General features: G+C 54.4%; 18 protein-coding genes. 4 read left to right on the top strand and 14 right to left on the bottom strand.

Going from position 1 to position 24,533, the window contains the following annotated elements; genetic code table 11:
* Positions 1-364 precede the first annotated feature (364 nt).
* The 8 genes from tyrS to pheS all read right to left on the bottom strand — a co-directional run bounded on the left by tyrS (position 365) and on the right by pheS (position 10,828).
* Positions 365-1,630, bottom strand: a complete 1,266-nt coding sequence (gene tyrS, locus AC5RE1_RS00605; protein ID WP_179370409.1) for a tyrosine--tRNA ligase — start codon at positions 1,628-1,630, stop codon at positions 365-367.
* 42 nt (positions 1,631-1,672) lie between these two features.
* Positions 1,673-3,106 (bottom strand): argininosuccinate lyase, encoded by a 1,434-nt coding sequence (gene argH, locus AC5RE1_RS00600; protein ID WP_179370410.1) that lies wholly within the window; start codon positions 3,104-3,106, stop codon positions 1,673-1,675.
* Positions 3,103-4,488 carry an O-antigen ligase family protein gene (locus AC5RE1_RS00595; RefSeq protein WP_179370411.1) on the bottom strand — a complete coding sequence of 462 codons (1,386 nt, stop codon included), beginning with the start codon at positions 4,486-4,488 and terminating at the stop codon, positions 3,103-3,105. The genes argH and AC5RE1_RS00595 overlap by 4 nt, the downstream gene beginning before the upstream one ends.
* A 140-nt stretch (positions 4,489-4,628) precedes the next feature.
* A complete protein-coding gene (locus AC5RE1_RS00590; RefSeq protein WP_006681558.1) occupies positions 4,629-5,852 on the bottom strand; it encodes an argininosuccinate synthase in 1,224 nt (407 codons plus the stop codon).
* 57 nt (positions 5,853-5,909) lie between these two features.
* A complete protein-coding gene (locus AC5RE1_RS00585; RefSeq protein WP_006681559.1) occupies positions 5,910-6,422 on the bottom strand; it encodes an arginine repressor in 513 nt (170 codons plus the stop codon).
* Between the two features lie 50 nt (positions 6,423-6,472).
* On the bottom strand, positions 6,473-6,964 hold the full coding sequence (locus AC5RE1_RS00580; protein ID WP_179370412.1) for a flavodoxin domain-containing protein: 492 nt from the start codon (positions 6,962-6,964) through the stop codon (positions 6,473-6,475).
* Between the two features lie 128 nt (positions 6,965-7,092).
* Positions 7,093-9,741, bottom strand: coding sequence for a phenylalanine--tRNA ligase subunit beta (gene pheT / locus AC5RE1_RS00575; protein WP_179370413.1), 2,649 nt, complete (start codon positions 9,739-9,741; stop codon positions 7,093-7,095).
* Between the two features lies 1 nt (position 9,742).
* The gene (pheS, locus tag AC5RE1_RS00570) at positions 9,743-10,828 is read right to left on the bottom strand and encodes a phenylalanine--tRNA ligase subunit alpha (RefSeq protein WP_179370414.1); all 1,086 of its coding nucleotides are present in this window, start codon (positions 10,826-10,828) and stop codon (positions 9,743-9,745) included.
* A gap of 205 nt (positions 10,829-11,033) precedes the next feature.
* On the opposite strand from pheS, the gene map reads away from it, so the two are divergent.
* Together map and ppgK are read left to right on the top strand one after the other, a co-directional pair.
* Positions 11,034-11,921, top strand: coding sequence for a type I methionyl aminopeptidase (map, locus tag AC5RE1_RS00565; protein WP_103633644.1), 888 nt, complete (start codon positions 11,034-11,036; stop codon positions 11,919-11,921).
* Positions 11,922-12,055: 134 nt separating this feature from the next.
* Positions 12,056-12,811 carry a polyphosphate--glucose phosphotransferase gene (ppgK, locus tag AC5RE1_RS00560; RefSeq protein ID WP_179370415.1) on the top strand — a complete coding sequence of 252 codons (756 nt, stop codon included), beginning with the start codon at positions 12,056-12,058 and terminating at the stop codon, positions 12,809-12,811.
* Positions 12,812-12,890: 79 nt separating this feature from the next.
* Here ppgK and acnA read toward each other — a convergent pair whose 3' ends face one another.
* The 6 genes from acnA to AC5RE1_RS00530 form a co-directional block, all read right to left on the bottom strand.
* Positions 12,891-15,581 carry an aconitate hydratase AcnA gene (gene acnA, locus AC5RE1_RS00555; protein ID WP_493938187.1) on the bottom strand — a complete coding sequence of 897 codons (2,691 nt, stop codon included), beginning with the start codon at positions 15,579-15,581 and terminating at the stop codon, positions 12,891-12,893.
* A gap of 392 nt (positions 15,582-15,973) precedes the next feature.
* On the bottom strand, positions 15,974-17,200 hold the full coding sequence (locus tag AC5RE1_RS00550; protein WP_493938186.1) for an MFS transporter: 1,227 nt from the start codon (positions 17,198-17,200) through the stop codon (positions 15,974-15,976).
* Positions 17,201-17,950: 750 nt separating this feature from the next.
* Positions 17,951-18,430 (bottom strand): ABC transporter permease, encoded by a 480-nt coding sequence (locus AC5RE1_RS00545; RefSeq protein WP_101627215.1) that lies wholly within the window; start codon positions 18,428-18,430, stop codon positions 17,951-17,953.
* A gap of 33 nt (positions 18,431-18,463) precedes the next feature.
* The gene (locus AC5RE1_RS00540) at positions 18,464-19,402 is read right to left on the bottom strand and encodes an alpha/beta hydrolase (protein WP_493938185.1); all 939 of its coding nucleotides are present in this window, start codon (positions 19,400-19,402) and stop codon (positions 18,464-18,466) included.
* A gap of 158 nt (positions 19,403-19,560) precedes the next feature.
* Positions 19,561-20,874: a class I SAM-dependent RNA methyltransferase gene (locus AC5RE1_RS00535; RefSeq protein ID WP_493938184.1), complete on the bottom strand. Its 1,314-nt coding sequence runs from the start codon at positions 20,872-20,874 to the stop codon at positions 19,561-19,563.
* Positions 20,875-20,943: 69 nt separating this feature from the next.
* The gene (locus AC5RE1_RS00530) at positions 20,944-22,944 is read right to left on the bottom strand and encodes an amino acid permease (protein ID WP_373273799.1); all 2,001 of its coding nucleotides are present in this window, start codon (positions 22,942-22,944) and stop codon (positions 20,944-20,946) included.
* A gap of 199 nt (positions 22,945-23,143) precedes the next feature.
* On the opposite strand from AC5RE1_RS00530, the gene AC5RE1_RS00525 reads away from it, so the two are divergent.
* Positions 23,144-23,794, top strand: a complete 651-nt coding sequence (locus AC5RE1_RS00525; protein ID WP_006681571.1) for a potassium channel family protein — start codon at positions 23,144-23,146, stop codon at positions 23,792-23,794.
* 5 nt (positions 23,795-23,799) lie between these two features.
* Complete coding sequence (locus AC5RE1_RS00520; protein ID WP_179370421.1) at positions 23,800-24,504, top strand: potassium channel family protein; 705 nt, start codon at positions 23,800-23,802, stop codon at positions 24,502-24,504.
* Positions 24,505-24,533: the final 29 nt, after the last annotated feature.

The raw sequence follows: 24,533 nt of genomic DNA, 5'->3' as shown, positions 1-24,533 counted from the left end.
CAAGCTTCAATTCCTACCTCTTGCACACCAGCGGATTCGCAGTATTTCGCCGAAAAGTGGCTCTGAGCAGCAAGGAAACAGTAAAATTGTGATCTGTCAGCGTTTTGCAGACCACAAAACTAGACCGTGATTGCGACCCAGATCTCCGTAGCAAACGCCGACTGTTACACGGCGCCTACACGTCGCCACATACATGCGATTGCGTACGTACACGGCGACCAATACATCTAAGAACACCGCACAGCAAAGCACCAATATCGAGATGCAATGACCTGTTAGAAACGCACTGCGGGGCGGAAACGTAGTGTTTCCGCCCCGCAGGTGAGTCCAATCAGGAAATCACTGCGATTCCCATACGGACGCTTCAGTCGTCGAATTCGATGACAGCAAGGTTGCGACGCCCCTTACGGATCAGCAGTCGATGAGCAGCCAGAACGTCGTCAGCCGTGAACACAGCTTCCGCGTCCTCAAACTTGACGTTGTTCAGGTACGCACCACCGGAAGCAATCGTGCGACGTGCGGCGCCTCGCCCCTTTTCCAAACCGGTTTCAACCAACGCGTCAACCATCGTTGCCTCACCGAGCTTCACAGTTGCGCGAGGAAGATCCGACGTAGCAGAAGTCAAGGTATCCGCATCGATTGCGCGCAGATCTCCACCACCCCAAAGGGCGTTGGTTGCACCAAGAACACGCTCAAACTCTTCTTCACCGTGAACAAGCTTCGTCACCTCAGCCGCCAGGACCTTCTGGGCTGCGCGCGCATGAGGACGCTCTGCAACCTCAACCTCAAGCTCTTCTATGCGAGCACGGTCAAGGAAGGTGAAGATCTTCAGGAAGCGAACAACATCGGCGTCCTCAACCTGCAGCCAGAACTGGTAGAAGGCGTACGGGCTCATCATCGTCGGATCGAGCCAAATCGCACCGCCCTCGGACTTACCGAATTTCGTACCATCAGCCTTCGTAATAATCGGAGTCGTCAGCACGTGCGACACCTCGCCGTCAACCTTACGAATCAGATCAACGCCACCGATCATATTGCCCCACTGATCGTTACCGCCGGTCTCAAGAGTGGCACCGTAACGACGATGCAGTTCAAGGAAATCGTTCGCCTGCAGGATCTGATAGGAGAACTCCGTGTAGGAAATGCCCTCATCCGATGCCAGACGACGCGCAACAATGTCCTTACCGAGCATCGTGCCAACGCGGAAGTACTTACCGATACCGCGGAGCAGATCAATGGCGCTCAGTTCCTCAGTCCAGTCGAGGTTGTTCACCATCGTCGCCGCGGCCGGTCCTTCAAAATCGAGAAAACGCGAGATCTGGTTGCGCAGATTGTCTGCCCAACCGCGAACGACCTCGGTCGGCTGCAGCTGGCGCTCCCCCGATTGACGCGGATCGCCAATCTGACCGGTTGCCCCACCAACAAGTGCGAGTGGCTTATGACCAGCCAGCTGCAGGTGACGCATCAGAAGAATTTGAACAAGGTGTCCGTGGTGCAGAGAAGCTGCTGTCGGGTCGAAGCCACAATAAAAGGTGACCGGCCCGGCGTTCAGGTGCTCGCGAAGAGCATCAATGTCGGTGTGCTGGGCGATGAGACCCCTCCACTGGAGGTCATCCAGAATGTCGGTCACTTTAAATTCCTTCCATTTCGGCTCGAAGTAGCCGAGGCTATCTTAGCGGGTTGGGGTGGACGCCCACTCACGGCATCCAGCAATACGGACAGCAAGTGCTTGTCGTTGTTCCTCAACGCGAACAGGAGCAGTTCCCCCCTTCCCCAGTCGCGCGGATACAGATCCTGCGACGTTCAGGACTTCGCGGACATCCGGGGTCAGAAGCGACGAGGCCGAGGTCAATTCTTCATCGCTGAGATCAGCAAGCTCGACGCCACGTCGCTCTGCCATCTTGACGCAAGCTCCAGAGATTTCGTGCGCGCTACGGAAAGGTACTCCCCTACGCACAAGCCACTCTGCAATGTCCGTGGCAAGCGAGAATCCCTGAGGTGCGAGCTCCGCCATGCGCTCCAAGTGAAGGGTCATCGTTTCAACCATTCCCGAAACAGCAGGAAGCAAAACATCGAGCGTATCCAGCTGATCGAAGACAGGTTCTTTGTCTTCTTGAAGATCGCGATCGTATGCCAGCGGGATGCCCTTGAGCACCGTCAATAGGCTCATCAGATCACCGATCAGGCGACCGGCTTTACCGCGAGCGAGTTCAGCCACATCTGGATTCTTCTTCTGAGGCATGATCGATGATCCTGTTGAGAAGGAATCATCAAGAGTCACGTAGTCGAATTCCTTGGTGTTCCACATGATGATTTCTTCGCTGAGGCGAGAGATATCAACGCCGATCATCGCAAGGATAAAAGAGCACTCCGCAACGATGTCACGCGACGCGGTTCCATCGATCGAATTATCCACCGAATCATCAAAGCCGAGCTGACGAGCAACAGCCTGCGGATCCATGCCGAGAGTATTACCTGCCAGAGCGCCCGAACCATAGGGAGAAATCGCGGCACGCTTATCCCAATCGGCAAAACGTTCAACGTCGCGAATCAGAGGCCATGCGTGTGCCATCAGATGATGCGCCACCAAAACGGGTTGTGCGTGTTGCATATGAGTACGCCCCGGCATAACAGCGTCACCAGCACGTTCAGCCTGCGACAAAATCGCGTCCACAACATCCAGGACGCGGCTCGCAATATGGCGCGTCTCGTCACGCAGGTACATGCGAATCAGTGTTGCAATCTGATCATTACGCGAACGCCCCGCACGCAACTTTCCGCCAAGCTCACTCCCCGCGCGCTCAAGCAAACCACGCTCGAGTGCCGTATGGACATCCTCATCGTCCGGCGATGGAACAAACGCACCCGACGCAACATCGGCATCCAATTGCGCCAACGCGGCATGCATCGCATCGATTTCATCAGCGCTTAAGAGGCCAGCCTCGTACAGCGCGTCAGCGTGGGCATGAGAACCAGCAATGTCCACATGCGCCAGACGCCAATCGAAATGGGTAGAAACTGAAAGGGCTGCGAGCGCCTGCGCGGGACCACCGGAAAAACGGCCACCCCACAAAGCGGTCGGTGTTGTTGTCTCTTGCGAAGTCACGGGTTCATCATTCCTTGCCCTCGCGACAAACTCCAATTCGCGAGACGTTTAAACGGACCATATTTTGCAAACAGTGAAGCAAAAGGTTGTTTTTTCGCCACCCACGCTGCCAAGATGACAAAAAGAATCCAGTTGCCTTCAAACAAAAGACGGGATTCAACCGTCGACTGAATAATCAATGCTGAAGCAATCATTGCTGGCATTACAACCCTGCGGGATTCATCGATATGGCGCACAGCGTAAATGAACGTGCCGAAGAATACTGTCGCAACGGCGACGCTCAGAATTGAGACTCCGATAATGCCTGTCTGGAAAAGGGCCTCGATAAACGAGTTGTGAGCCTGAGTTGTCGGAGTTCCATCACCGCGACGAATGAAATTCGAAAAAACAGGCACATCACCTTGGTAGCCAATGGTGAAGCCCCATCCGAGAATCGGATGTTGGCTCCACATGGGGAGAAGCGCCTTCCAGATGTCACCACGACCTGAAAAATCCGGGGAACGACCAAGGAAATCAGTGATCGCCAAACGGTTAAACAGTGCGATCACCGCTCCTGTCAGAGTCAGCGAGGTGATCAAAGAAATCAGGGCGGGACGATGAGGACGCGTCACCGACTTCACCAAACCGAAGGACATTGCGATCGCCATACAGATGATGACCGCGACGGTGACCGTTCCTGAACGCGTCAGAGCAATTGTCACAATCGAAATGATCAGCCAGATAATCGTTGACGTCGTGTTTTTATACGTTGACATCCATTTGACAAGCAAACAGAGAATCAACAGCAACGCAATAAACGCAAGCGGATTCCGATTACCGGGGAAGCCTTGAATAGGGCCACCATTAAAAAGATCTCCATAAACCCAATAGGACATATCGGGCACGGATTCCCCAGCGCGGATCATTGGAATCGGAGCCAAGCGCTGTTTCCAGATAAGAGCGGTGAACAGCTCAAGAGCGTAGGAAACAATCAGAATGACCTTGAACGAAACGATGAGAAGATTCGCTGTTTCCGTAAACGTGTAACAGGCAGAAATCGCCAAACCTGTAAGAGTCACGCCGATTGTCACGACGGCAAACATCGCAGAATAATGCGGATATTGCGACCATGCGAACGATAAAGCGCACCACATGACGAACAGCAGTGTGGCAAGTGGATACGCAACCTGTGTGAAACGAATCTGATTGAGATGCATCAGATACGCCAAAGCAACAAATAATGCCACCATGACAACCGAAGACCCGTAGAAGCCAACGATATTACGTACGCCTTGGCCTGCGAAGCCTAGAAAGAAGATTGCAATGGTGACGATATCTAAGGCTCGACGCTCAGGCGTCGTCTTCGCCCCATACCTGCGTAGAAACTCAACCGATTCTTTCATCGTGACCACTCTAGCGAAAGAACGTGCCACGCCCCGGTGTCCATTGGGCACACTTAGATAAAAGAAAACACGTGTGCCCAAGGAAATCGGCCTTGGGCACACGTGCATATCAGTGTTTGTTTGACCAAACGAACATCTGCTCAGTATCCCTGCGAGTTACCCAGACGGACGTCACGAGCAGCCGCAAGCTTCGACTGCAGACCGTAGATATCAATGAATCCACGCGACGAGGACTGATCGAAGCTATCGCCAGTCTCGTAGGTTGCCAGGTTGAAGTCATACAGTGAAGCCTCGGAACTCCGTCCATTCACAGTTGCACGGCCACCGTGCAGGACCATACGAATATCACCGGTCACATACTGCTGAGTATCTTCAATGAACGCATCCATGGACTTCTTCAACGGTGAGTACCACTGGGCTTCATAGACCAATTCACCCCACATCTGCTCAAGACCACGCTTGTAGCGGCGCTGCATGCGTTCGAGGGTGATGGATTCCAGCCCCTGGTGTGCTTCGATCAAAGCGAGAGCACCGGGAGCCTCGTAAATCTCACGTGACTTGATGCCAACCAGACGATCTTCGACCATGTCAATACGACCGATGCCTTGAGCGCCTGCACGGCGGTTCAGCTCTTGGATTGCTTCAAGCGGGGTAACTGCGCGACCGTCAATGGCTACCGGGATGCCCTTTTCGAAGGAAATGACGACCTCATCCGGAAGCGGCGGGTAAGTCGGATCATCGGTGTAAACGTAGACGTCCTTGGTCGGCGCGTTCCACAGGTCTTCAAGGAAGCCAGTTTCGATTGCTCGACCCCACACGTTCTGGTCGATCGAGAACGGGTTATGCTTCGTCGTTTCGATCGGCAGGTGGTGCTTCTCGGCGTATTCGATAGCAACGTCACGCGTCAGCGCAAGGTCACGAACCGGCGAGATGCAGTCCATGTCGGGGGCCATCGACGTAATCGAAACCTCGAAACGTACCTGGTCGTTCCCCTTGCCGGTACAACCGTGAGCAACAGTGTGTGCGCCAAATTCGCGCGCAGCTTTCACCAGGTGCTTGGCGATCACGGGACGGGACAGAGCTGAAACCAGCGGGTACTTACCTTCATAGAGGGCATTCGCTTTCAGTGCCGGCATGCAGTATTCGTTGGCGAACTCGTCGCGAGCATCTGCAACGTAGGCTTCCACCGCACCGCAGTCGAGCGCGCGCTGGCGGATGACCTCGAGGTCTTCGCCGCCCTGCCCCACGTCAACTGCAACCGCAACGACCTCGCGACCGGTCTGTTCGCCGATCCAACCAATAGCAACGGAGGTGTCCAAACCACCCGAATATGCGAGGACAACGCGGTCCTTGTGCTCTGCCATGTTGTATTCCTTCTCCGATGAAAGTGTGAGAGTGGAGTGAATAAGAAAAGTGTGGGCTCAGTGAGCGGAAGATCCAGGCTCAGCAAGATCCATCAGATACGATTGGGTCTGCTGCGCATCTTCAGAAGATCGACAAATCACAAGGATTGTGTCATCGCCCGCGATTGTTCCCGCAACCGCATCAAGACGAACAGCATCGATAGCTGAGGCCAAGAGATTGGCTGCTCCAACCGTTGTCCTGAGCACCAGCTGATGGTCAACAAGGATTGAGGTAACGAGGATCGACTGGCACCATTTCTGCAAGCGTTCGTGTCCAGCTTCGCCTTCGTGGGTTGCTCCCCCGTCAATATCGGGAACGGAGTAAATGCGAGTGCCGTCAGCCACACGAATCTTTGTCGCACGCATATCGACAAGGTCACGCGACAGAGTTGCCTGAGTAACGTCAATACCTTGCTCACGCAACAGATCGCGAAGATCCTTTTGCGAACCGATTGATCCGCTAGCAAGAATTGAACGAATTGCTTCACGTCGCGCAGCGGGCGTTTGTGTGCTTCGATCTCCCATATGCATGATTATACATAACTATGTATAAATTGCACAATGGCGTGAGGCGCCCACAATCAGCGCTGTTCGAGATCCTTCAGAATCGAATCAGTCCACTCGTTGACCTCATTCCAGTCGCGGAAATCGCCTTCCACAACACCGGCAAGACGTGCAACTGAGCGTTCACGCAACGAAAGCAACGATGGGGTGTAGCGACCAGCAAAAGAATGAAGATCAATAGCACTGACGCGAGTCAGAAGCGGACCGATACGAGTCGGATCCTGAGGGGCATGCTTCGGAACACCATTCATACCAACCGAGAATGCCCACACGGGCTTGTTTTCAAGCTGGGCGCTAAAACGATCCATGAAATCGTGCGCTCCATCCATCCACTGCAGGATATAAACAGCCGAACCGCAAATCACAGCGTCATAAGCGTCAACAGAAGTAACATCTTCCGGCGCGATGCGATCAGCCGTGTGACCGGCATCTTCGAGTCGCCTCGCAATCGCGTCGGCAACTTCGTTCGTTGAACCATGCTTTGAAGAGGCAGTGACAAGGATATGCATAGCTATAAGTGTGACAGAAAGCCGGGCTGGAGTCGCGCTGACATCTCGTACTGAGTCAAGATACACAAGGCGCGGACTCCAGCCCGGCTGTTCTATCGGTCATCGTGCCCCGTCAGGAGCCTCGTTAACTAAGAGCGCAACTGTGCTCCCAGCACCTTGCCCGCCTTCGCGACGACACTTTCGCGAACCTCACGAACCTCGTCGGCACTCAGCGTGCGATCCGGCGCACGCAACTTCAGAGCGAACGCCAGCGAGCGAACGTCAGCACCAAGTGTTTCGGATTCGAAAATGTCGAACAGCGTTACTTCTTCAAGCAACGCTCCCCCGCCCTGGCGAACAACCTGCTCGACGCGAGCAACAGGGATCGACTTCGACACAACAAGAGCGATGTCTTCCTTCGCAATCGGGTAAGTCGAGACGGGCTTCACCTGCGTCGGCTCACCGCTCATCGCCTCAATCAGAGCAGACAGATCAATCTCTGCGGCGCACGAACGAGCCGGCAAGCCAAACGACTTGCACACGCCGGGGTGAAGTTCGCCAGCCATCGCGATATCAATCAAATCGCGACCACGGCGGACGAATACGCGAGCAACACGACCCGGATGCCACGGAGCAACATCAGCCGGATCCGATGCAGGTTCAGGCATCAGCGGACCGGGCACCTTCTTGTAGTCGGCATCCCACGCGCGAGTGACTTCAATGCGAACACCCAGAAGAGACGCAATATTCTCAACCGTCTCAAGAGCATCCGACCATGCAAACATGCGAGCAGGCTCGACAACCGGCGAAGCCGAGGCACGACCGGCAAGGACAACACCCACATGCCACGGCTGAGCAGGAGTGCCAGCACGCAGTCCAGCAAGTTCCTCATCAGTCGGGCGCTGTTCAGCGCTCAGAAGATCGGCAGGAACCGTGCCTGCAGGGCGAACAACAAGTCCGGTTTCAAACAGCGCCACACGGTCAGCACCACGCGCCACGTTGCGTCCGGCAGCGTCAAGCAAGGTATCAATGATCGAGGTGCGCAACAGGGGTGCATCATCAGCAAGCGGGTTACGAAGCTTCAGAGCCTGACGACGTTCATCGCCCTGAGCGAGACGCTGACGATCGAAGGAATCCGAAACGAACGGATAGCTGAGAACCTCAACCAAACCAGAAGCTGCAAGCGACGCAGAAACGTGACGACGTGCCTGCTGAGCATCAGTCAAACCACCACCGGCAGGAGCCGACGGCAGAATCGACGGAATATTATCGAAACCGTCAAGACGTGCAATTTCCTCAACCAGGTGGGCAGAACCAGTCAGGTCGGGACGCCACGTCGGAACGGTCACGTTGAAGATTCCGTCTTCGATTTCGTCGAGCGTGCAACCAATTTCAGTGAGAAGCTCCTCAACGCGTTCCTTCGAGTAATCGACGCCGATCAAGCGGGCGGCATCGGTGTACGGGAAACGAATTGACGAGGCCGGCGCAACTTCGTTGAAGTCGGACACTGCTGCATCTGCCGTTCCCCCGCCGTACTCAACCAGCAGGTCAACAGCTCGTTGAGCTGCGACAGGAGCAAGCTGGGGATCAGTGCCACGTTCGAAGCGCTTCGACGCTTCAGACGGCAGGTGGTGACGACGTGCGGTACGAGCGACCGACACCGCATCAAAGTGAGCGGCTTCGAGGAGGATATCCGTCGTGGAATGCTCGACCTCTGAATACTGACCACCCATAACACCGGCCATGCCGATGATGCGTGATCCTTCACCGTTCGGAGAATCTGTGATCAGCAGGTCTTGCGGATCCAGTTGCCGATCGACCTCATCCAGCGTTGTCAGACGCTCACCGGCGCGTGCGCGACGGACAACGATCGGAGCTTCAAGAGCATTCAGGTCGTAGGCGTGCATCGGCTGACCAAGGTCGAGCATCACGTAGTTGGTGATGTCAACGGCCAAGGAAACGCTGCGCATTCCTGCTGCTTCGAGACGCTCAACCATCCAATGCGGGCTGGGAGCCGAAGGGTTCACGCCACGAACAATGCGGGTGACAAAACGGTCCGCACCGGGCTTACCGTGAATCGGCGTCTCGTCTGCGATACGCACCTCGAATCCGTCAGCGGTTGCCTCGGGCACCGAAGCAACAAGGTTTCCAACCAGACCGGGATCCGTGAACTTCGCACCCGTCGAGTGCGCGAATTCGCGTGCGACACCGCGCATTGAGAAGCAGTAACCGCGGTCCGGGGTCACGTTGATCTCAAGAGTCTCTTCGCCCAAGCCGAGGAAACCGAGCAGATCAGAACCCGGAGCAGGGATTTCACGGTCCGGGAAGTACGTCGGCAGCACGATGATGCCATCGTGATCGTTACCCAGTCCCAGTTCGCGGGCAGAGCAAATCATGCCATCGGAAATGTGGCCGTAGGTTTTACGCGCCGCAATCGCGAAATCGCCGGGAAGAACTGCACCGGGCAGGGAAACAACAACGAGGTCGCCCTCAACGAAGTTGTGAGCACCACAGATGATGCCGCGGCTTGGCAGATCCGAAGGCTCCTTACCGGTACCCGGCTCGTCGTTGTACTGACCAACGTCGACGCGACAGTAATTGACAGTCTTGCCGTTGGAGGCAGTTTCCTTCACCAGGGTCACAACCTTGCCAACAACCAGCGGACCGGTGACCTTTGCGGGGTGGATTGCTTCTTCTTCCAGACCAACCTTCACCAGCGCTGCTGCGAGTTGCGCGGCATCAAGATCAGCAGGGACCTCGACGTGATCGGCAAGCCAAGAAATCGGAACCATTGGCATGTCAGTGTCCCTTTCCAATCAAACCGAACTGCTGGCTGAAACGAACGTCACCTTCAACGATGTCGTGCATGTCAGCAATTCCGTGGCGGAGCATGAGGGTGCGTTCAATACCCATACCGAATGCGAAACCGGTGTAGACCTCCGGATCGATTCCGTTTGCTCTGAGAACGTTGGGGTTCACCATGCCGCAACCACCGACTTCAATCCAGCCGGCGCCGCCCTTCTTCTGTGGGAACCAAATATCAAGTTCGGCGCTGGGCTCAGTGAAAGGAAAAAACGACGGGCGCAGGCGCGCCTTCGCTTCAGGACCAAACATTGCCTGAGCAAAGTGATTGAGCACGCCCTTCAGGTGCGCCATGGTCAGGCCCTTATCAACGGCCAAACCTTCGACCTGGTGAAAAACCGGGGTGTGCGTCGCGTCGAGAGCGTCAGAACGGAACACCTTGCCCGGGCATGCGACGTACAGAGGGACACCGCGGTCAAGCATGGCACGCGACTGCACCGGCGACGTGTGAGTACGCATCACGAGGTGCCCATCATCGGCGTTCTGGCCACCAGCAGAAGTGCCGTCAACGTAGAACGTGTCCTGCATCTGACGAGCCGGGTGGTCGATGTCGAAGTTCAGGGAGTCGAAGTTAAACCATTCGTGTTCAACTTCGGGGCCTTCAGCGATAGCCCAGCCCATGGATGTAAACACATCTTCGATCTCTTCAATCAGAGTCTCGATCGGGTGACGCGCACCCGTCACCGTGCGATGCCCACCGGCAGTCACATCGACGGATTCTTCGCGAAGAACACGTGCCTCGTTCTCAGCTTCAAGCACCTCTTGACGGACGGCGAGAGCCTTCGAAATCTGGCCGCGAGCACCACCGAGATTCTTACCTGCAGTGCCACGATCTGCAGGTTTGAGGGAACCGATGATGCGGTTGGCTGCGACCAGCGGGGCGTTGTCGCCAAGGATCGCTTGCTTTGTGGCCTTGAGTTCTTCGAGCGAAGATGCGGCTTCAATATCTGAAAGTGCAGCTGCGACGAGGGCGTCGACGGCTACGCTATCCAGTGGATTGAGGTCAGGGGCTTCCTGGGCCATGTCCTGTTTCCTCCAATTAGGTCTCGTTTTGAACGCACTATATGCCCTGCCATGATAGTCCGAGCCCGCAAGATACTGCGTTGTCGTCCACATGGGGTCACTCACGCTGGGTTCATATCTTCGTTGTCTGCACCGTCAGCGTCATAAAGGAGCCTCGTCGCCTGGCCATCTGCCCGAGGTGCGCGAAAGGACTAGTCTTAAAGGTATGACTCATATATCTGATTTAGCCAAGCGTGCGCCACTTGGAACCTTGAAACCGGGAACTATCTCCCCTGTTCGTTTAGTCCCGTCTCATATTGATCGTCCTGAATACATGTTCCATGAGGGTCCGGAGCGCGTGACTGCGTCGGATATTAAGGACGTGTCGACGATCGAGCGTATTCGTCACGCGGGCCGTATTGCTGCTCAGGCTCTGGAGGCTGTGGGCAAGAGCGTCGCACCGGGTGTGACGACCGACGAACTCGACCGTATTGGCCACGAGTTCCTCATTGACAACAATGCCTACCCGTCATGCTTGGGGTACATGGGTTTCCCGAAGTCTCTGTGCACGTCGATCAACGAGGTCATCTGCCACGGCATTCCCGACGATCGCCCGTTGGAAGAAGGCGACATCGTGAACGTTGATATCACCGCCTATGTTGATGGTGTTCACGGCGATACCTGCGCGATGTTCGAGGTTGGCAAGGTCGACGAGGAATCGCACCTTCTGATTGAACGCACGCATGAAGCGATGATGCGTGGCATTAAGGCTGTTGGTCCGGGTCGTGAAATCAACGTGATCGGTCGTGTCATTGAACGCTATGCGAAGCGTTTCGACTACGGCGTGATCCGCGATTACACGGGGCACGGTGTGGGCGAGGCCTTCCACTCCGGTCTGATTGTTCCTCACTACGATGCTGCACCCGCGTATTCGACGATGATGGAGCCCGGTATGGTCTTCACGATCGAGCCGATGTTGACCCTTGGTGGCATTGATTGGGAGCAGTGGGACGATGACTGGACCGTTGTGACCGCTGACCGTTCACGTACTGCTCAGTTTGAGCACACCATCGTTGTCACCGAAGACGGTGCGGAGATTTTGACTCTTCCGTGAATCTGAGGCTGGCACATTTTTACTGATCGACGAGGTCGCGCGGACGTAACTGTTCGCGTGACCTTGTTGCTCGGCGCTACGATACGATATCAACTGAGTCGAACAATGACGTTTCGGAAGGGATCATTCGCACAATGACGACCGTTGGATGTGGAATCGATATTGGTGGATCTGGCGTGAAAGCAGCGCTGGTCGACCTGGAGACTGGTGAGTTCATCGGCGAACGTATTCGCATTGAAACGCCCAAGCCTGCAACCCCTGATGCAGTTGCTGATGTTTGTCGTCAGCTTCTTGAAGGTCTTGAGGTTGCCTCCGATATTCCTGTCGGAATTACCTTCCCAGCTCCAGTGATTCACGGCGTTATTCCTTTTATGGCGAATCTGGATGATTCGTGGGTTGGTGTGAATGTCATTGACCTGATGGAAAAGCACCTTGGTCGCAAGGTTGTTCCACTCAACGACGCTGATGCTGCCGGTCTGGCAGAGGTCGTTTACGGTGCTGCGAAGGATGTCCCGGGTCTGGTCATTGTCACGACGCTCGGTACAGGAATCGGTTCGGCTCTGATCATGGACGGCACGCTCGTCCCCAACTCTGAGCTCGGCCACCTTGAGATCGACGGCCACGACGCCGAGACCCGCGCCTCGTCCGGTCAGAAGACACTTCAGGATCTGTCGTGGAAGAAGTGGGCGAAGCGCCTTCAGAAGTACTACAGCCACGTTGAAATGTTGTTCAGCCCCGACCTGTTCGTGGTCGGCGGTGGCGTGTCGAAGAACCACGCGAAGTTCATGCCGTTGCTTGATCTGAAGACGAAGATGGTCCCGGCTGAGCTTCGTAATACCGCCGGCATCGTCGGTGCAGCGTGGTACGCGGCATCCGGGCCTCGTGAATAATTCACTCGCAAAATCTTGAAGGCGACTACCAACTTGGTAGCGCACCGTGCCTCCCCACTCGTCTTACCGCGCGCGTTTTTTAGTCACGCTGAGCGAGGCCCCGCAAAACGTACTGCAGGATGCCACCGTGTCGATAGTAGTCAGCCTCACCGGGCGTATCGATACGCAGGCGCGCATCGAAGGTAACGGAGGTACCGTCTTCGCGTAGGGCCTCGACCGTCAGAGCCTGCGGGGTTATGCCCTCATTCAAAGCGGTGACACCGTGGATTGAGAAGACCTCATCACCGGTCAATCCCAGCGAGTCACGCGTCTGCCCTTCGGGGAACTGCAAGGGCAAGACACCCATGCCGATCAGGTTCGAGCGATGAATGCGTTCAAAGGATTCAGCGATCACGGCCTTCACGCCGAGCAAGGAGGTTCCCTTTGCTGCCCAGTCACGAGACGAACCGGAACCGTATTCCTTGCCACCGAGGACAACGAGGGGGGTGCCCTGGGCGAGATAGTCGACGCTGGCGTCATACACGGTTGAAACCGGTGCACCCGGGTGAGCAAAGTTCTTCGTGAAACCGCCTTCAACACCGGGAAGCATCTCGTTACGAATACGGATATTCGCGAACGTACCGCGGATCATGACCTCATGGTTGCCTCGGCGAGAACCGTAGGAGTTGAAGTCCTTGCGCTCGACTCCGTGGCTCATCAGGTACTGCCCCGCGGGGGTTTCCGGCTTGAAAGCGCCAGCCGGCGAAATGTGGTCGGTTGTCACCGAGTCGCCGAGCTTCAGCAGAACGCGAGCACCTTCGATATCCGAGACTGGAGCAGGCTCCAAGCCCATGCCCTCGAAATACGGGGGCTTACGCACGTAGGTGGATTCTCCGTTCCATGCGAATACATGGCCTTCGGGGGTGTTCAGAGAGCGCCAGCGTTCATCGCCAGCGAAGACATCCGCGTAGTCGTTTTCGAACATGGAGCGGTCGATCGACGCGTCGATTGTCTTCTGTACTTCGTCGGCGTCCGGCCAGATATCACGCAGATACACTTCAGAACCATCTGCGGGGTCGATTCCCAGCGGATCATTCTCGAAGTCGAAGTCCATCGTGCCAGCCAACGCGTAGGCGATGACAAGTGGGGGGGACGCCAGGTAATTCATCTTCACGTCGGGGTTGATGCGACCTTCGAAGTTACGGTTGCCCGACAGAACCGACACGACAGCGAGGTCGTTGTCGTTCACCGCTGCAGAAACCTCGGGAGTCAGCGGGCCAGAATTACCGATACAGGTGGCGCACCCATAGCCAACCAGGTTGAAGCCCAGAGCATTGAGGTCGTCCCAGAGACCTGCCTTCTCATAGTAGTCGGTGACAACCTTGGAACCGGGTGCCAGGGAAGTCTTCACCCACGGCTTCGACGTCAGACCACGCTTCACAGCGTTACGTGCGAGCAGACCGGCCGCCAACATGACCGATGGGTTCGACGTATTCGTGCACGAAGTGATCGACGCGATCACCACATCACCGTGGTTCAGGCGAGTCTTCGTCCCATCGGCCAGAATCAACTCAACATCCTCACGCGGACCGTCCGGCGCATAGGTGCCGATCGTCTTCTCGAACATATCTTTCGAGTTCGACAGCTCGATACGGTCCTGCGGGCGCTTCGGGCCTGCAATCGACGGAACAACCGTCGACAGATCGAGTTCAAGGTATTCGGAATAGCGGGCTTCGCGTGAAGGATCGTGCCAGAGACCCTGCTTCTTCGCGTATGCCTCAACGAGGGCAATCGATTCTTCGCTCCGACCCGTTAAACGCAGGTAGTCAAGCGTGACCTCGTCGATTGGGAAGATGGCGGCGGTGGAGCCGAACTCCGGCGACATGTTGCCGATCGTTGCGCGGTTCGCGAGCGGAACTGCGCCCACGCCACTGCCGTAGAACTCAACGAACTTGCCGACGACTCCGTGTGCGCGCAGCATCTGCGTAATCGTGAGCACGACGTCGGTGGCGGTTGCGCCAGCGGGGATTTTACCCTTCAGCTTGAAGCCAACAACGCGCGGGATCAGCATCGAAACGGGCTGGCCAAGCATGGCAGCTTCGGCTTCAATACCACCGACGCCCCAGCCGAGCACACCGAGACCGTTGACCATCGTGGTGTGCGAGTCAGTGCCGACGCAAGTGTCGGGGTAGGCCATCTTCGAACCGTCGGCTTCATCCTTGACGAAAACCGTGCGGGCGAGGTGCTCAATGTTGACCTGGTGAACGATGCCGGTTGACGGAGGAACAACACGGAAGTTGTCAAATGCCCCTTGACCCCAGCGGAGGAACTGGTAGCGCTCCTGGTTGCGTTCGTATTCACGTTCAACATTGCGTTCGAATGCGATCGAAGTGCCGGCAACGTCAATCTGGACGGAGTGGTCGATGACCATTTCAGCGGGGGCCAGTGGGTTAATCAGAGTCGGGTCGCCACCGAGGTCAGCTACTGCTTCGCGCATTGTTGCGAGGTCCACGATGCAGGGAACGCCGGTGAAGTCCTGCATGATGACGCGCGCAGGGGTGAATTGGATTTCGGTGTCAGGCTCGCCATCCGGATCCCACGATGCAAGCGCTTTGATGTGCTCGGCGGTGATGTTTACGCCGTCTTCGGTGCGCAACAGGTTTTCCGCAAGAACCTTCAGTGAGTACGGAAGCTTGTCGAGACCGTCGACCGCTTCAAGCGAGTAAATCGTGTAGTCCTGAGAATCAACGCTCAGGGTGGTTTGTGCTCCGAATGAGTTCACGGATGCCATGACCCCTCCTCCACTGTTGCGCACACACTTAATTATCTTGATATCAAGATTACTTGCTGACATGGCGTCCGCAAGTAGAAATGGGACAGATTCGTTGAATTCAGACTTTTCGGCACATTATCGGCTTCCGTCAAGTGACGCACGAGGCCCCGCACACAACACTCACCTCAGAAATCAACAACATCGGTGTACTAAAAACCCGCGGACGTTGGTTCTCAGTGAACAAAAAGACACAAAAGATGCCAGCAATTCATGCGAGCCAATCATTCTTTCCATCCACGCCATGTCTACCTCCGGTCAGATGTGAAACCGCATTGATGAAAGGTTGAGATGAGCGCATAGCCCATGCGCTCATAGAAACGAAACGATGACTCGCCCAGATGAGGATCGCGCTAGGCAGTATCCTCGTCCGCATGCGTAGCGCTGATCCACAATAGCAGGCGGTGGCTAGCGGCCATCGCGAACAGCAAAAGCATGAGGTAGTACGGGAATAACGCGACAGAAAAACGGTTCGCAATCAACCCAAAAAACGGTGGCATGGCGAGGGTGCCCGCATAGGCGGTTGCCATCTGGACGCCGATAATCGCCTGCGATTTGTCCGCTCCGAAGCGCGCAGGTGTTGCGTGGATGATGCTCGGATACACCGGAGCACACCCCAAGCCAATCACCACAAGCCCCATCAACGCGATGATGTTATGGCCTGGGATCACCGTGGTGGCGATACCGATGACAATCAAGGCTTCACCACCAATAATCATCTGATCGTCGCTGAATCGAATGGTCAGGAAACCACTGAGTGCCCACCCCACCGTAAGACCAACGAAGAATGCCGCTGCGTACGAAGCAGCGTCTTCAGCAGATACTCCACGGTGAAGGTTCAGGTAGCTGGCAGCCCAGAGTCCAGCTGTAGCTTCGATCGCGCAGTAGCAGAAGAATGTGAGCATAACTGCTTTTGCACCACGGATGCGAAGAATCTGCGCCAGGGTCAAAGGGGTACGAGGCCGCGCTTGACGATCATCAGCATCCGCCTGATGTGTGGGCGCGGAGTTGGCGTCACTCACACCGGTATTGACAGGTGTTTTCTTCCATAGGGGAAGACTGATAAAGAGCAACGTCGCCAATCCGATTTGCATCAGGCCAATGATTCGATAGCCACCAGCCCAACCAGCATGCCCGGTGAGCGCGTACCCCATGATGTACGGGCCAAGGCTGGCGCCTACGCCCCACATGCAGTGCAACCAGCTCATATGTCGCGACTTGTAATGAAGAGCGACGAAGTTGTTCAGCGATGCGTCAACGCTACCCGCACCCAAACCGTAAGGAATCGCCCAAAGACAAAGCTCAAGGAATGACGTTGAGAAGGAGAAGCCGAGAAGGGCAACAGCGGTCATCGCGACGCTCGTTGCTGTCACCTTGCCGGTACCAAAACGCAGGGTCAGGCGATCGGAGTTCAGGGAGGAGACGATGGTACCCGCTGCAATCAGCATTGAAATGATGCCTGCGTAGGAAACAGGGACATCGATCTGCGGATAGATCGACGGCCACGCCGCACCTAACAGTGAGTCTGGCAGGCCCAAGCTGACAAAGGAGACGTAAATGACGGCAAGCAAGAGTTGCATGAAGCTCCATATATCGATTGACAGGTGCGTGAAGCTCTAGTGTATGCATCCGACGCCTGGACGAGTGACTGGTCGCAGTGCAAAAAACTGGGGTCTGTGTTCGGCACACAGAAGATGATTCGTCATCCAACGAGCCCTAAAAATGAGTTCCATCTGCTCGACATTTCCACGCCTACTTCTCCCCCATTCCCCCACCGCTACAGTGGCGCCAAAATGCAAAGTGAGCAGATTCAGCTACCAGAAGAGACAAAACCAACCCGCGACGACGATCAGCGAAACGATGCCAGTACCTAAGATACGAAGGTCAATCTGGAGGAAGAACCGACAGCGTCAATTCACGCGTTGAAGCAAAGCAACTGTCTCTAGGTGTATCAAAACTACCCTGATGATAACCCTGCATCAAGAACTTAGTCTTAACACTCGTTGCAGAGTGGAAGCTGGCAAAAGGAATGTTGTAGATGGCGCAAGTCAAAGGTCGTTGCAAACAGAATCTTTTATCATTTAAGTGACTTTAAATACTCTTTTAGCTTGGCGTAATGCGCTTGCTTTCCCGGGCTTTCTAGTTCGTCGTTATCTTTCTAATAATCCAACAATCAAAACCTGAATTACCTTTGGATAAGAATCAAAAAAATATCTCGGATTTATAAACGCCAAAGCAGCCGCCGCCCCGTTAAAGATTACAGCTATTGCAGTTCCGCCCATAGTGGCTCGCACGATATCCCCATAAATCACCCTCACAATGGCTGTTGGTCAAAATAGAGTCAGTAAATATCCGTCAAGCACCGCAACAAAAAAATACAGAACCAGCGCTCTTAAAAAAGCTTCAATGTGCTTTTTAGGATTTTGGTAGAGTTCCTTTTGCGGTATTTTTGATAGCCTTATCCGTTTTATATTTCTCCACCATAATAGATCAATAACAATAAGGTCAAAAACATTTAACGTTTCACCTAAAATCAGCAAACGAATAAAGTTATGTATAAAGTTTGCCTGACGAATGATGATTCCTAACAATAAAAATAAGATAGTAAATAGTAAAAAATTTGCGATCCATGCGGCAAATCTGCCTGTTTCCTTATATTTCCCCTGATACTCTTCAATCTCTTTGATTTTCTTCTGAACTTCATCAGGATAGGACACGTAATTTCTTAAATTTTTCTCGTCCGTGCCAGTACCCAAAAAACAGAGCGCAAAAAATACAGAGCATAAAATGACGGCTTCAATTAAAAGCATGGATTTTCAAATCCCTTCTTCTCCGTCTTTAGATTAAGATTTCAATAATTCAATAATTTGTTCCTGCGCCTCTCTGCCTTCTCTAAAAAACCTTGCCATAGGATAACAGTGACACATTCCTTTACCTACAATGATTTCATACGGGACACGGTATTTTTCCATTGCTTTTTTAAACTCTCCCGCAAAGGCATAGAGGCATTCATTTTCGCCGTAATAAAAATATGTTTTCGGAAAGTCGGTAAAATCTCCTACCGTTCCGTCTAACATATATTCCGGCAAATCTTCATCTCCATTTAAAATTTCTCTTGCAGTTTTAATATATGTAGGTTCAATCATTATATCTTTATGGTTAAGTTCATTTAATCTCTCCCATATTCCCTTATTTTTGTCAAGACTTAAATCGGGAATCCCGCCCGGAGAAACTGAAATAATTTTACCAGGCATTTTAAGGGGTCTGCCTAAAGCATTATTATAGAGAAATATTCCAATAGATAGGCAGGCACCTGATGAAAATCCAAGCACGCTAATATTTTCCGCCTTATAAGTTTCTGTCATTAACCTATAGGTTTCAAAACAAACTTCATAGGTTTTATCCACCTTTATATCCTCTGAACAAAGAGGATAAAATAAAAACCAAACATCTTTACCGGTTTTTTTCATTATTCTTTCAGACAAAGTAAAATCCAATTTGTTTGGTTGTGTAATCATTCCTCCGCCGAATAGATAGAGAACCGCCCCGTGAGAAAGACTCTTATTTTTTTGATATGAAATCAGACTGTATCCCATAACATCTCTGGCGTAAAGATAATAATTTTTTCTCTTTGCCCTCTTCATTGCCTTATCTAAATCAAATACTTCTTTTGCATTTTCCCCCTTTGCATACTCAAGCATCTCGCCTTTATTCTTTAAAAACATTTTTTTGACATTTAATAGTCTCACTATTCCTGATGCAATTTTATAATTTAAACTCATTTTATTTACTCCTTTAAGTATGAAGAATTTACAGTTTCGCTAAACGCAGACGCAAGATCATTGTTTTCCACCGATCGACATTCTTCATTGAAAGTCGGCTGATGAAGTTCTGGAGCAGTTCTTCGAAATCCCTTGATTTCAAGCCTTTTCTATACTGTTTAGTCCTTAATCCTTGACATCAAACAGATAGTCTCAACGTGATGCGTATGCGGAAATAAATCCCACGCATGGAGGCTGGCCAATTCATACCCCGCTTCGGTGAGCAAGCGCATGTCACGAGCACCGGCAGCAGGATCACATGACACTAGGACAATCTTCGATGCACCACACTGAGCAATAGCCTCGGTCACCTCACGACCTGCACCCGCGCGCGGAGGATCAAGAACAATGACGTCCGGGCGCCCTTCTAACCCCTCTACAAGTTCACTCACACCTTCAGCGTCAACATTCCCAACATAGGGTTCAACCCAGCCAAAGGGCGCACAGTTCTCGCCTGCGTCCTCAACCGCGCCCTGAGAACCTTCCAAGGTGACAATGCGACCGCGTGCACCAACAGCCTTTGCCATCGGAACACTGAACAGGCCAGCACCCGAATACAGCTCCATCACCCGGTCACCTTCAGACAGAGAGGCAACGTCCATGACTGCCTGTGCAAGAACTTCAGCACCCATGACATGCGTCTGCCAGAAGCCTCCAACGCGGACGCGGTATTCCAGTGGCTCACCGTTCACCCAGAGGCGCCAAGGCAATCGCGTTTCCTTGATCTTTTCACCCAGTGAGTTGAATGTTCCGCGAGGAGTCACGACGACTGGAGAGTCACCGTCAGGCGCGACAACGCGCACACGATCAGCAGGCTTGAAGAAAGGAGCCCATTGCGAATTCGCACCCCACAGGCCCAATCGTTCAATCGATTCTGAAGCCAATGGCATCGAATCTAGAGCAATGACATCTTTGCCACGATAGGTGTGCATACCGGCCAAGCCAGCGCGATCAATGACGACCTCGATGCGCGTTCGACGGTGCAATAAAGTCTGGTCGGTCTCGTCCCCGGGAGCTGGACGCACTGTAACACCGCCAAGATTTTCAACGCGGGCAGACAGAGCCTCGCCACCAACGCGACGAAGCTGACCACGCAGAACCGTCTCTTTCCACGCGCGCTGAGCCGCGGGCGCCACATGAGCGAGCTCGCCACCGCCGACGCCACCAGGGCCAGCCTGTGGCCACACGGACGGCACACGATCGGCAGATGCCTCAAGAATCTCTACAGCGTCAGCCCACGCAAGGTTCTTCTGCACCGCCGTCACGCGTGCCTTCACCTTTTCGCCGGGCAATGTGTGACGGACAAACACCACGCGCCCGGAAACGTCGCGGGCAACACACGCGCCACCGTGAGCCGGCTCGCCAACACGCAACTCAATAATCTCTTCGTTGCGTGGAGTGGCAGTGCGGTGATGATAACGGCGCTTGTTCATATGAAGCCTTTGATAATCCCCGATGGCGATAAAGCCTCACGGGAGCGAGTTGGATGTGAAGAAACGATTCTATTTCGTCGTCAACGAAGGCGGTCGCCTATTTTCGTGGGCACTCGAATGGTGCTCATCGGACTTGAAGGGGTCGTTAATCAACTGACGACCTTCCACTTCGTCATCTTCGCCTAGCTTCCACGGCACGGTCGTAATCACTACACCGGGAACGGACAGGAGGGCACGACGAAGACGCAATGCAGTCTGATTATGCATTGCATTTTCCCACCAATGACGAACAAGGAACTGGGGCATATACACGACCAGCATTTCCTCCGGAGCGCGACGGCGACGCCCGCGCACATACTGCAACACAACCTGGTTGAGGTCGCGGTACGGGCTCGACAGGAGGGTCAACGGGATCGGTAGACCAGATTCTTTCCATTCCTTGCGGATGTGGGCTTCCTCGTCATCGTCGGCAACGACGCTCACCAGTTCCAGAGCGGAGGGTTGCGAGGCGCGGGCCGCAGCAATAGCTCGCATAGACGGGCGAGAAAGGTTAGAGACCAGTACCAGGGCACGAACGCGGGTCGGAAGCGCACGCTTCGCCGACCAATCGTCGACACGCAGCTGAGAGCGAATCTGCGTGTAGTGATGCTGAATGCCGAGTTGGACGCAGAAGACGACCGCAATCATGATCAGCGTAATCCACGCACCGTGCGTGAACTTCGTGGCCAAAACGATCAGCAGAACCAAGCCGGTCATCATAAAACCGATGATGTTCACCGCACGCGAGCGCAATACGGCGCCTCGTTCTGAGCCGGTCTGGCGCATACGCAGAGCGCGGTTCCAGTGACGAATCATGCCCAGCTGCGAAAGTGTGAAGGAGATAAACACACCGAGCACGTACAGCTGGATCAGGCGCGTCGTCTGGGCTTTGAATCCAACGATCAAGATGATCGCTGCAAGAGCCAGAACAACGATGCCGTTCGAGTATGAAAGGCGATCGCCACGCTTGTAGAGCTGTCGCGGAAGGAAGGAATCACGGGAGAGAACCGACGCAAGAGTCGGGAAACCGTTAAACGCAGTGTTTGCTGCCAAAACCAGAATCAAACCGGTCACGGTCGTCACCAAGAGGAACAGGATTGATCCATGGCCGAAAACAGCCGAAGCAATCTGACCAATTGCGGGAGACACAACCGTCTCTTCACCCACGGGCTGGCCGTTAAGTGTCAGCTGTTCGACGGCGTCATCGACAATCTTCACACCGGTTGCACGCGCCAAGATCAGGATCGACAGCATCATTGTTGCGGCAATCAAGCCGAGCAGTGCAAGCGTCGAAGCAGCATTCTTCGACTTGGGACGCTTAAACATGGGCACGCCGTTCGAGATTGCTTCAACGCCCGTCAAAGCGGCGCAACCGGAAGAGAACGCGCGCATCAGCAGGAACGCTCCCGCAAGGCCCGCCAGACCAGAGGAGAATTGATCGGAAGCAACCAGTTCGTATTGCGCTGTCGGTGCGCTCCCCAGGTGTCCTGTCGCCATCTGCACAAAGCCGACGATCACCATCAGCGCGATCGCACCCATGTAAATGTATGTCGGGATCGCAAATGCGCCACCTGCTTCTTTCGTGCCACGCAGGTTCAACAGGGACAAGATGATGACAAGCAGAACTGCGATCAGAACCTCGTGCCCCGCAAGCGACGGCAAAGCAGTCGTGATGTAGGCAGCACCCGACGAAATCGATACGGCGACCGTCAGGATGTAGTCGACCAGCAGAGCTGATGCGACAACCAGACCCCACGTGCGACCAAGGTTCGTTGTGACAACCTCGTAGTCACCGCCACCCGACGGGTAAGCATGCACGGTCTGGCGGTATGACAACACGACAACTGCAAGAACCGCAGCGACGACGACACCAACCCAAATCGACTGCAGGGCAGCCAAACCGCCCGCCAACGCTAAGGTCAGCAGGATTTCATCGGGGGCATAGGCGACCGACGACAGCGCGTCTGAGGCGAAGATCGGTAGCGCAATGCGCTTAGGCAGAAGCTGGTGTCCCATCGCGTCCGAACGCATCGGACGACCGATCAGAACACGTTTTGCTCTGGCGAAAACGTTATACAGCACGGGCTAAAGCGTAGCCCTATTAGCGTCAAAACAGCACTCCTTGGGGCAACTCTTTAAGTGATACCGAGAACATGTGCTCTAGGCCAGCCCTTCAGACGTGACGAAAGCACGCTGATGCGGGTAGTTTAGGAGCGTGCATTTCGTCATTATGGGATGCGGTCGCGTTGGTTCTTTCCTCGCCACCGCTTTGGATGCTGATGGGCATTCAGTTGCAGTCATCGACGTTGATCCGAAAGCTTTCTCGCGTCTGCCGTCAGATTTTTCCGGCAAGCGCGTCACCGGCTTGGGTATGGATCGCGAGGCCCTGAAGAAAGCTGACATTAAAGACGCCTATGCGTTCGCAGCTGTCTCCAGCGGTGATAACTCGAACATTATTTCGACGCGTATCGCCCAAGAGACCTTCCACGTGCCACACGTTGTCGCACGAATTTATGATCCTGAACGCGCCTACGTGTACGAGCGTCTCGGCATCCCAACGGTTGCGACCGTGAAGCGCACGGCAGAATCAGTTCTGCGCCGTATGCTTCCCCCGGATGCGGCGGTCACATGGACGCACCCCACGGGCGAGGTTTCCTTGGTTACGGCGACGCCCGAGACATCGTGGTACGGCGTTTCTTTCCCGACAGTTGAAGAACTTACCGGCGAGCGTATTGCCTTCGTATCCCGTTTGGGGACTATCGTTCCAGCGCGCCAAGACTTCGTGGTGCAAGAACACGACCAGCTGTACTTTGCGATCGGTGGAGCAGAGTCGACGCGCTTGCGTTCTATTCTGACGGCCACCCCGAACTTTGAGGACTGATACGCATGAAGATCGTTATCGCAGGTGCAGGCTCGGTTGGTCGCTCCGTCGCCCTTGAACTTCTCGAACACGGTCACGAGTGCACTCTGATCGATAAGCAGCCCGATAAGTTACGCGTTGCATCGGTTGCTGACGCGGACTGGGTTCTCGCTGACGCCTGTTCTCCCGACGCTTTGCGTGAAGCAGGTCTTGCGGAAGCTGACGTGATGGTTGCCGCGACGGGCGATGACAAGGCTAATCTGGTTATTTCTTTGCTAGCGAAGACCGAGTTCGCGGTGCCGCGAGTGGTTGCTCGTCTGAACAATCCTCACAATGAGTGGCTGTTCAATGGCTCGTGGGGCGTTGATGTTTCGGTGTCGACCCCGCGCATTATGACGGCTCTCGTGGAAGAAGCCGTGTCCGAGGGTATTCCGGTTCGTTTGTTCTCGTTCAACTCTGCTGAGGTATCGATGTACGCGATCGTTTTGCCCGAGGGCTCCCCGATCGTTGGCAAGCGCATTTCTGACACGGCTCTGCCTCCGCGCACCGTATTGACGTCGTTGCTCCGTGATGGTCGCCCGCTCACGCCATCGGATGATGATCTTTTTGAGTCCGGTGACGAGTTATTGCTGTTGATTTCCGATACGGAGAAGAATGCTCTGTCGACTCTCCAAGCGTTGGTGGAAGTTCCGCCAGCGGCCGACGAAGAGGAAGCCGAGTCGGAAGAATAATTCCGCCTTCACCCGATCCGCGATTCGTC

It is taken from the genome of Actinotignum sp. usb-actsch-rep-73 (assembly GCF_059082735.1).
The sequence above is the reverse complement of the archived record's forward strand: the minus strand, read 5'-3'. Positions and strand labels throughout refer to the sequence as shown.

Bases quoted from the DNA above. Each gene is read 5' to 3' on its own strand.
- AC5RE1_RS00590 (WP_006681558.1), bottom strand. From the start codon at position 5,852: ATGGCAGAGCACAAGGACCGCGTTGTCCTCGCATATTCGGGTGGTTTG.
- AC5RE1_RS00530 (WP_373273799.1), bottom strand. From the start codon at position 22,944: ATGCGTTCGGACGCGATGGGACACCAGCTTCTGCCTAAGCGCATTGCG.
- acnA (WP_493938187.1), bottom strand. From the start codon at position 15,581: ATGGCATCCGTGAACTCATTCGGAGCACAAACCACCCTGAGCGTTGAT.
- AC5RE1_RS00585 (WP_006681559.1), bottom strand. From the start codon at position 6,422: ATGCATATGGGAGATCGAAGCACACAAACGCCCGCTGCGCGACGTGAA.
- AC5RE1_RS00550 (WP_493938186.1), bottom strand. From the start codon at position 17,200: ATGCAACTCTTGCTTGCCGTCATTTACGTCTCCTTTGTCAGCTTGGGC.
- AC5RE1_RS00580 (WP_179370412.1), bottom strand. From the start codon at position 6,964: ATGCATATCCTTGTCACTGCCTCTTCAAAGCATGGTTCAACGAACGAA.
- AC5RE1_RS00540 (WP_493938185.1), bottom strand. From the start codon at position 19,402: ATGAGTTTAAATTATAAAATTGCATCAGGAATAGTGAGACTATTAAAT.
- AC5RE1_RS00525 (WP_006681571.1), top strand. From the start codon at position 23,144: ATGGGATGCGGTCGCGTTGGTTCTTTCCTCGCCACCGCTTTGGATGCT.
- AC5RE1_RS00595 (WP_179370411.1), bottom strand. From the start codon at position 4,488: ATGAAAGAATCGGTTGAGTTTCTACGCAGGTATGGGGCGAAGACGACG.
- pheS (WP_179370414.1), bottom strand. From the start codon at position 10,828: ATGGCCCAGGAAGCCCCTGACCTCAATCCACTGGATAGCGTAGCCGTC.
- AC5RE1_RS00545 (WP_101627215.1), bottom strand. From the start codon at position 18,430: ATGCTTTTAATTGAAGCCGTCATTTTATGCTCTGTATTTTTTGCGCTC.
- AC5RE1_RS00520 (WP_179370421.1), top strand. From the start codon at position 23,800: ATGAAGATCGTTATCGCAGGTGCAGGCTCGGTTGGTCGCTCCGTCGCC.
- ppgK (WP_179370415.1), top strand. From the start codon at position 12,056: ATGACGACCGTTGGATGTGGAATCGATATTGGTGGATCTGGCGTGAAA.
- AC5RE1_RS00535 (WP_493938184.1), bottom strand. From the start codon at position 20,874: ATGAACAAGCGCCGTTATCATCACCGCACTGCCACTCCACGCAACGAA.
- pheT (WP_179370413.1), bottom strand. From the start codon at position 9,741: ATGCCAATGGTTCCGATTTCTTGGCTTGCCGATCACGTCGAGGTCCCT.
- map (WP_103633644.1), top strand. From the start codon at position 11,034: ATGACTCATATATCTGATTTAGCCAAGCGTGCGCCACTTGGAACCTTG.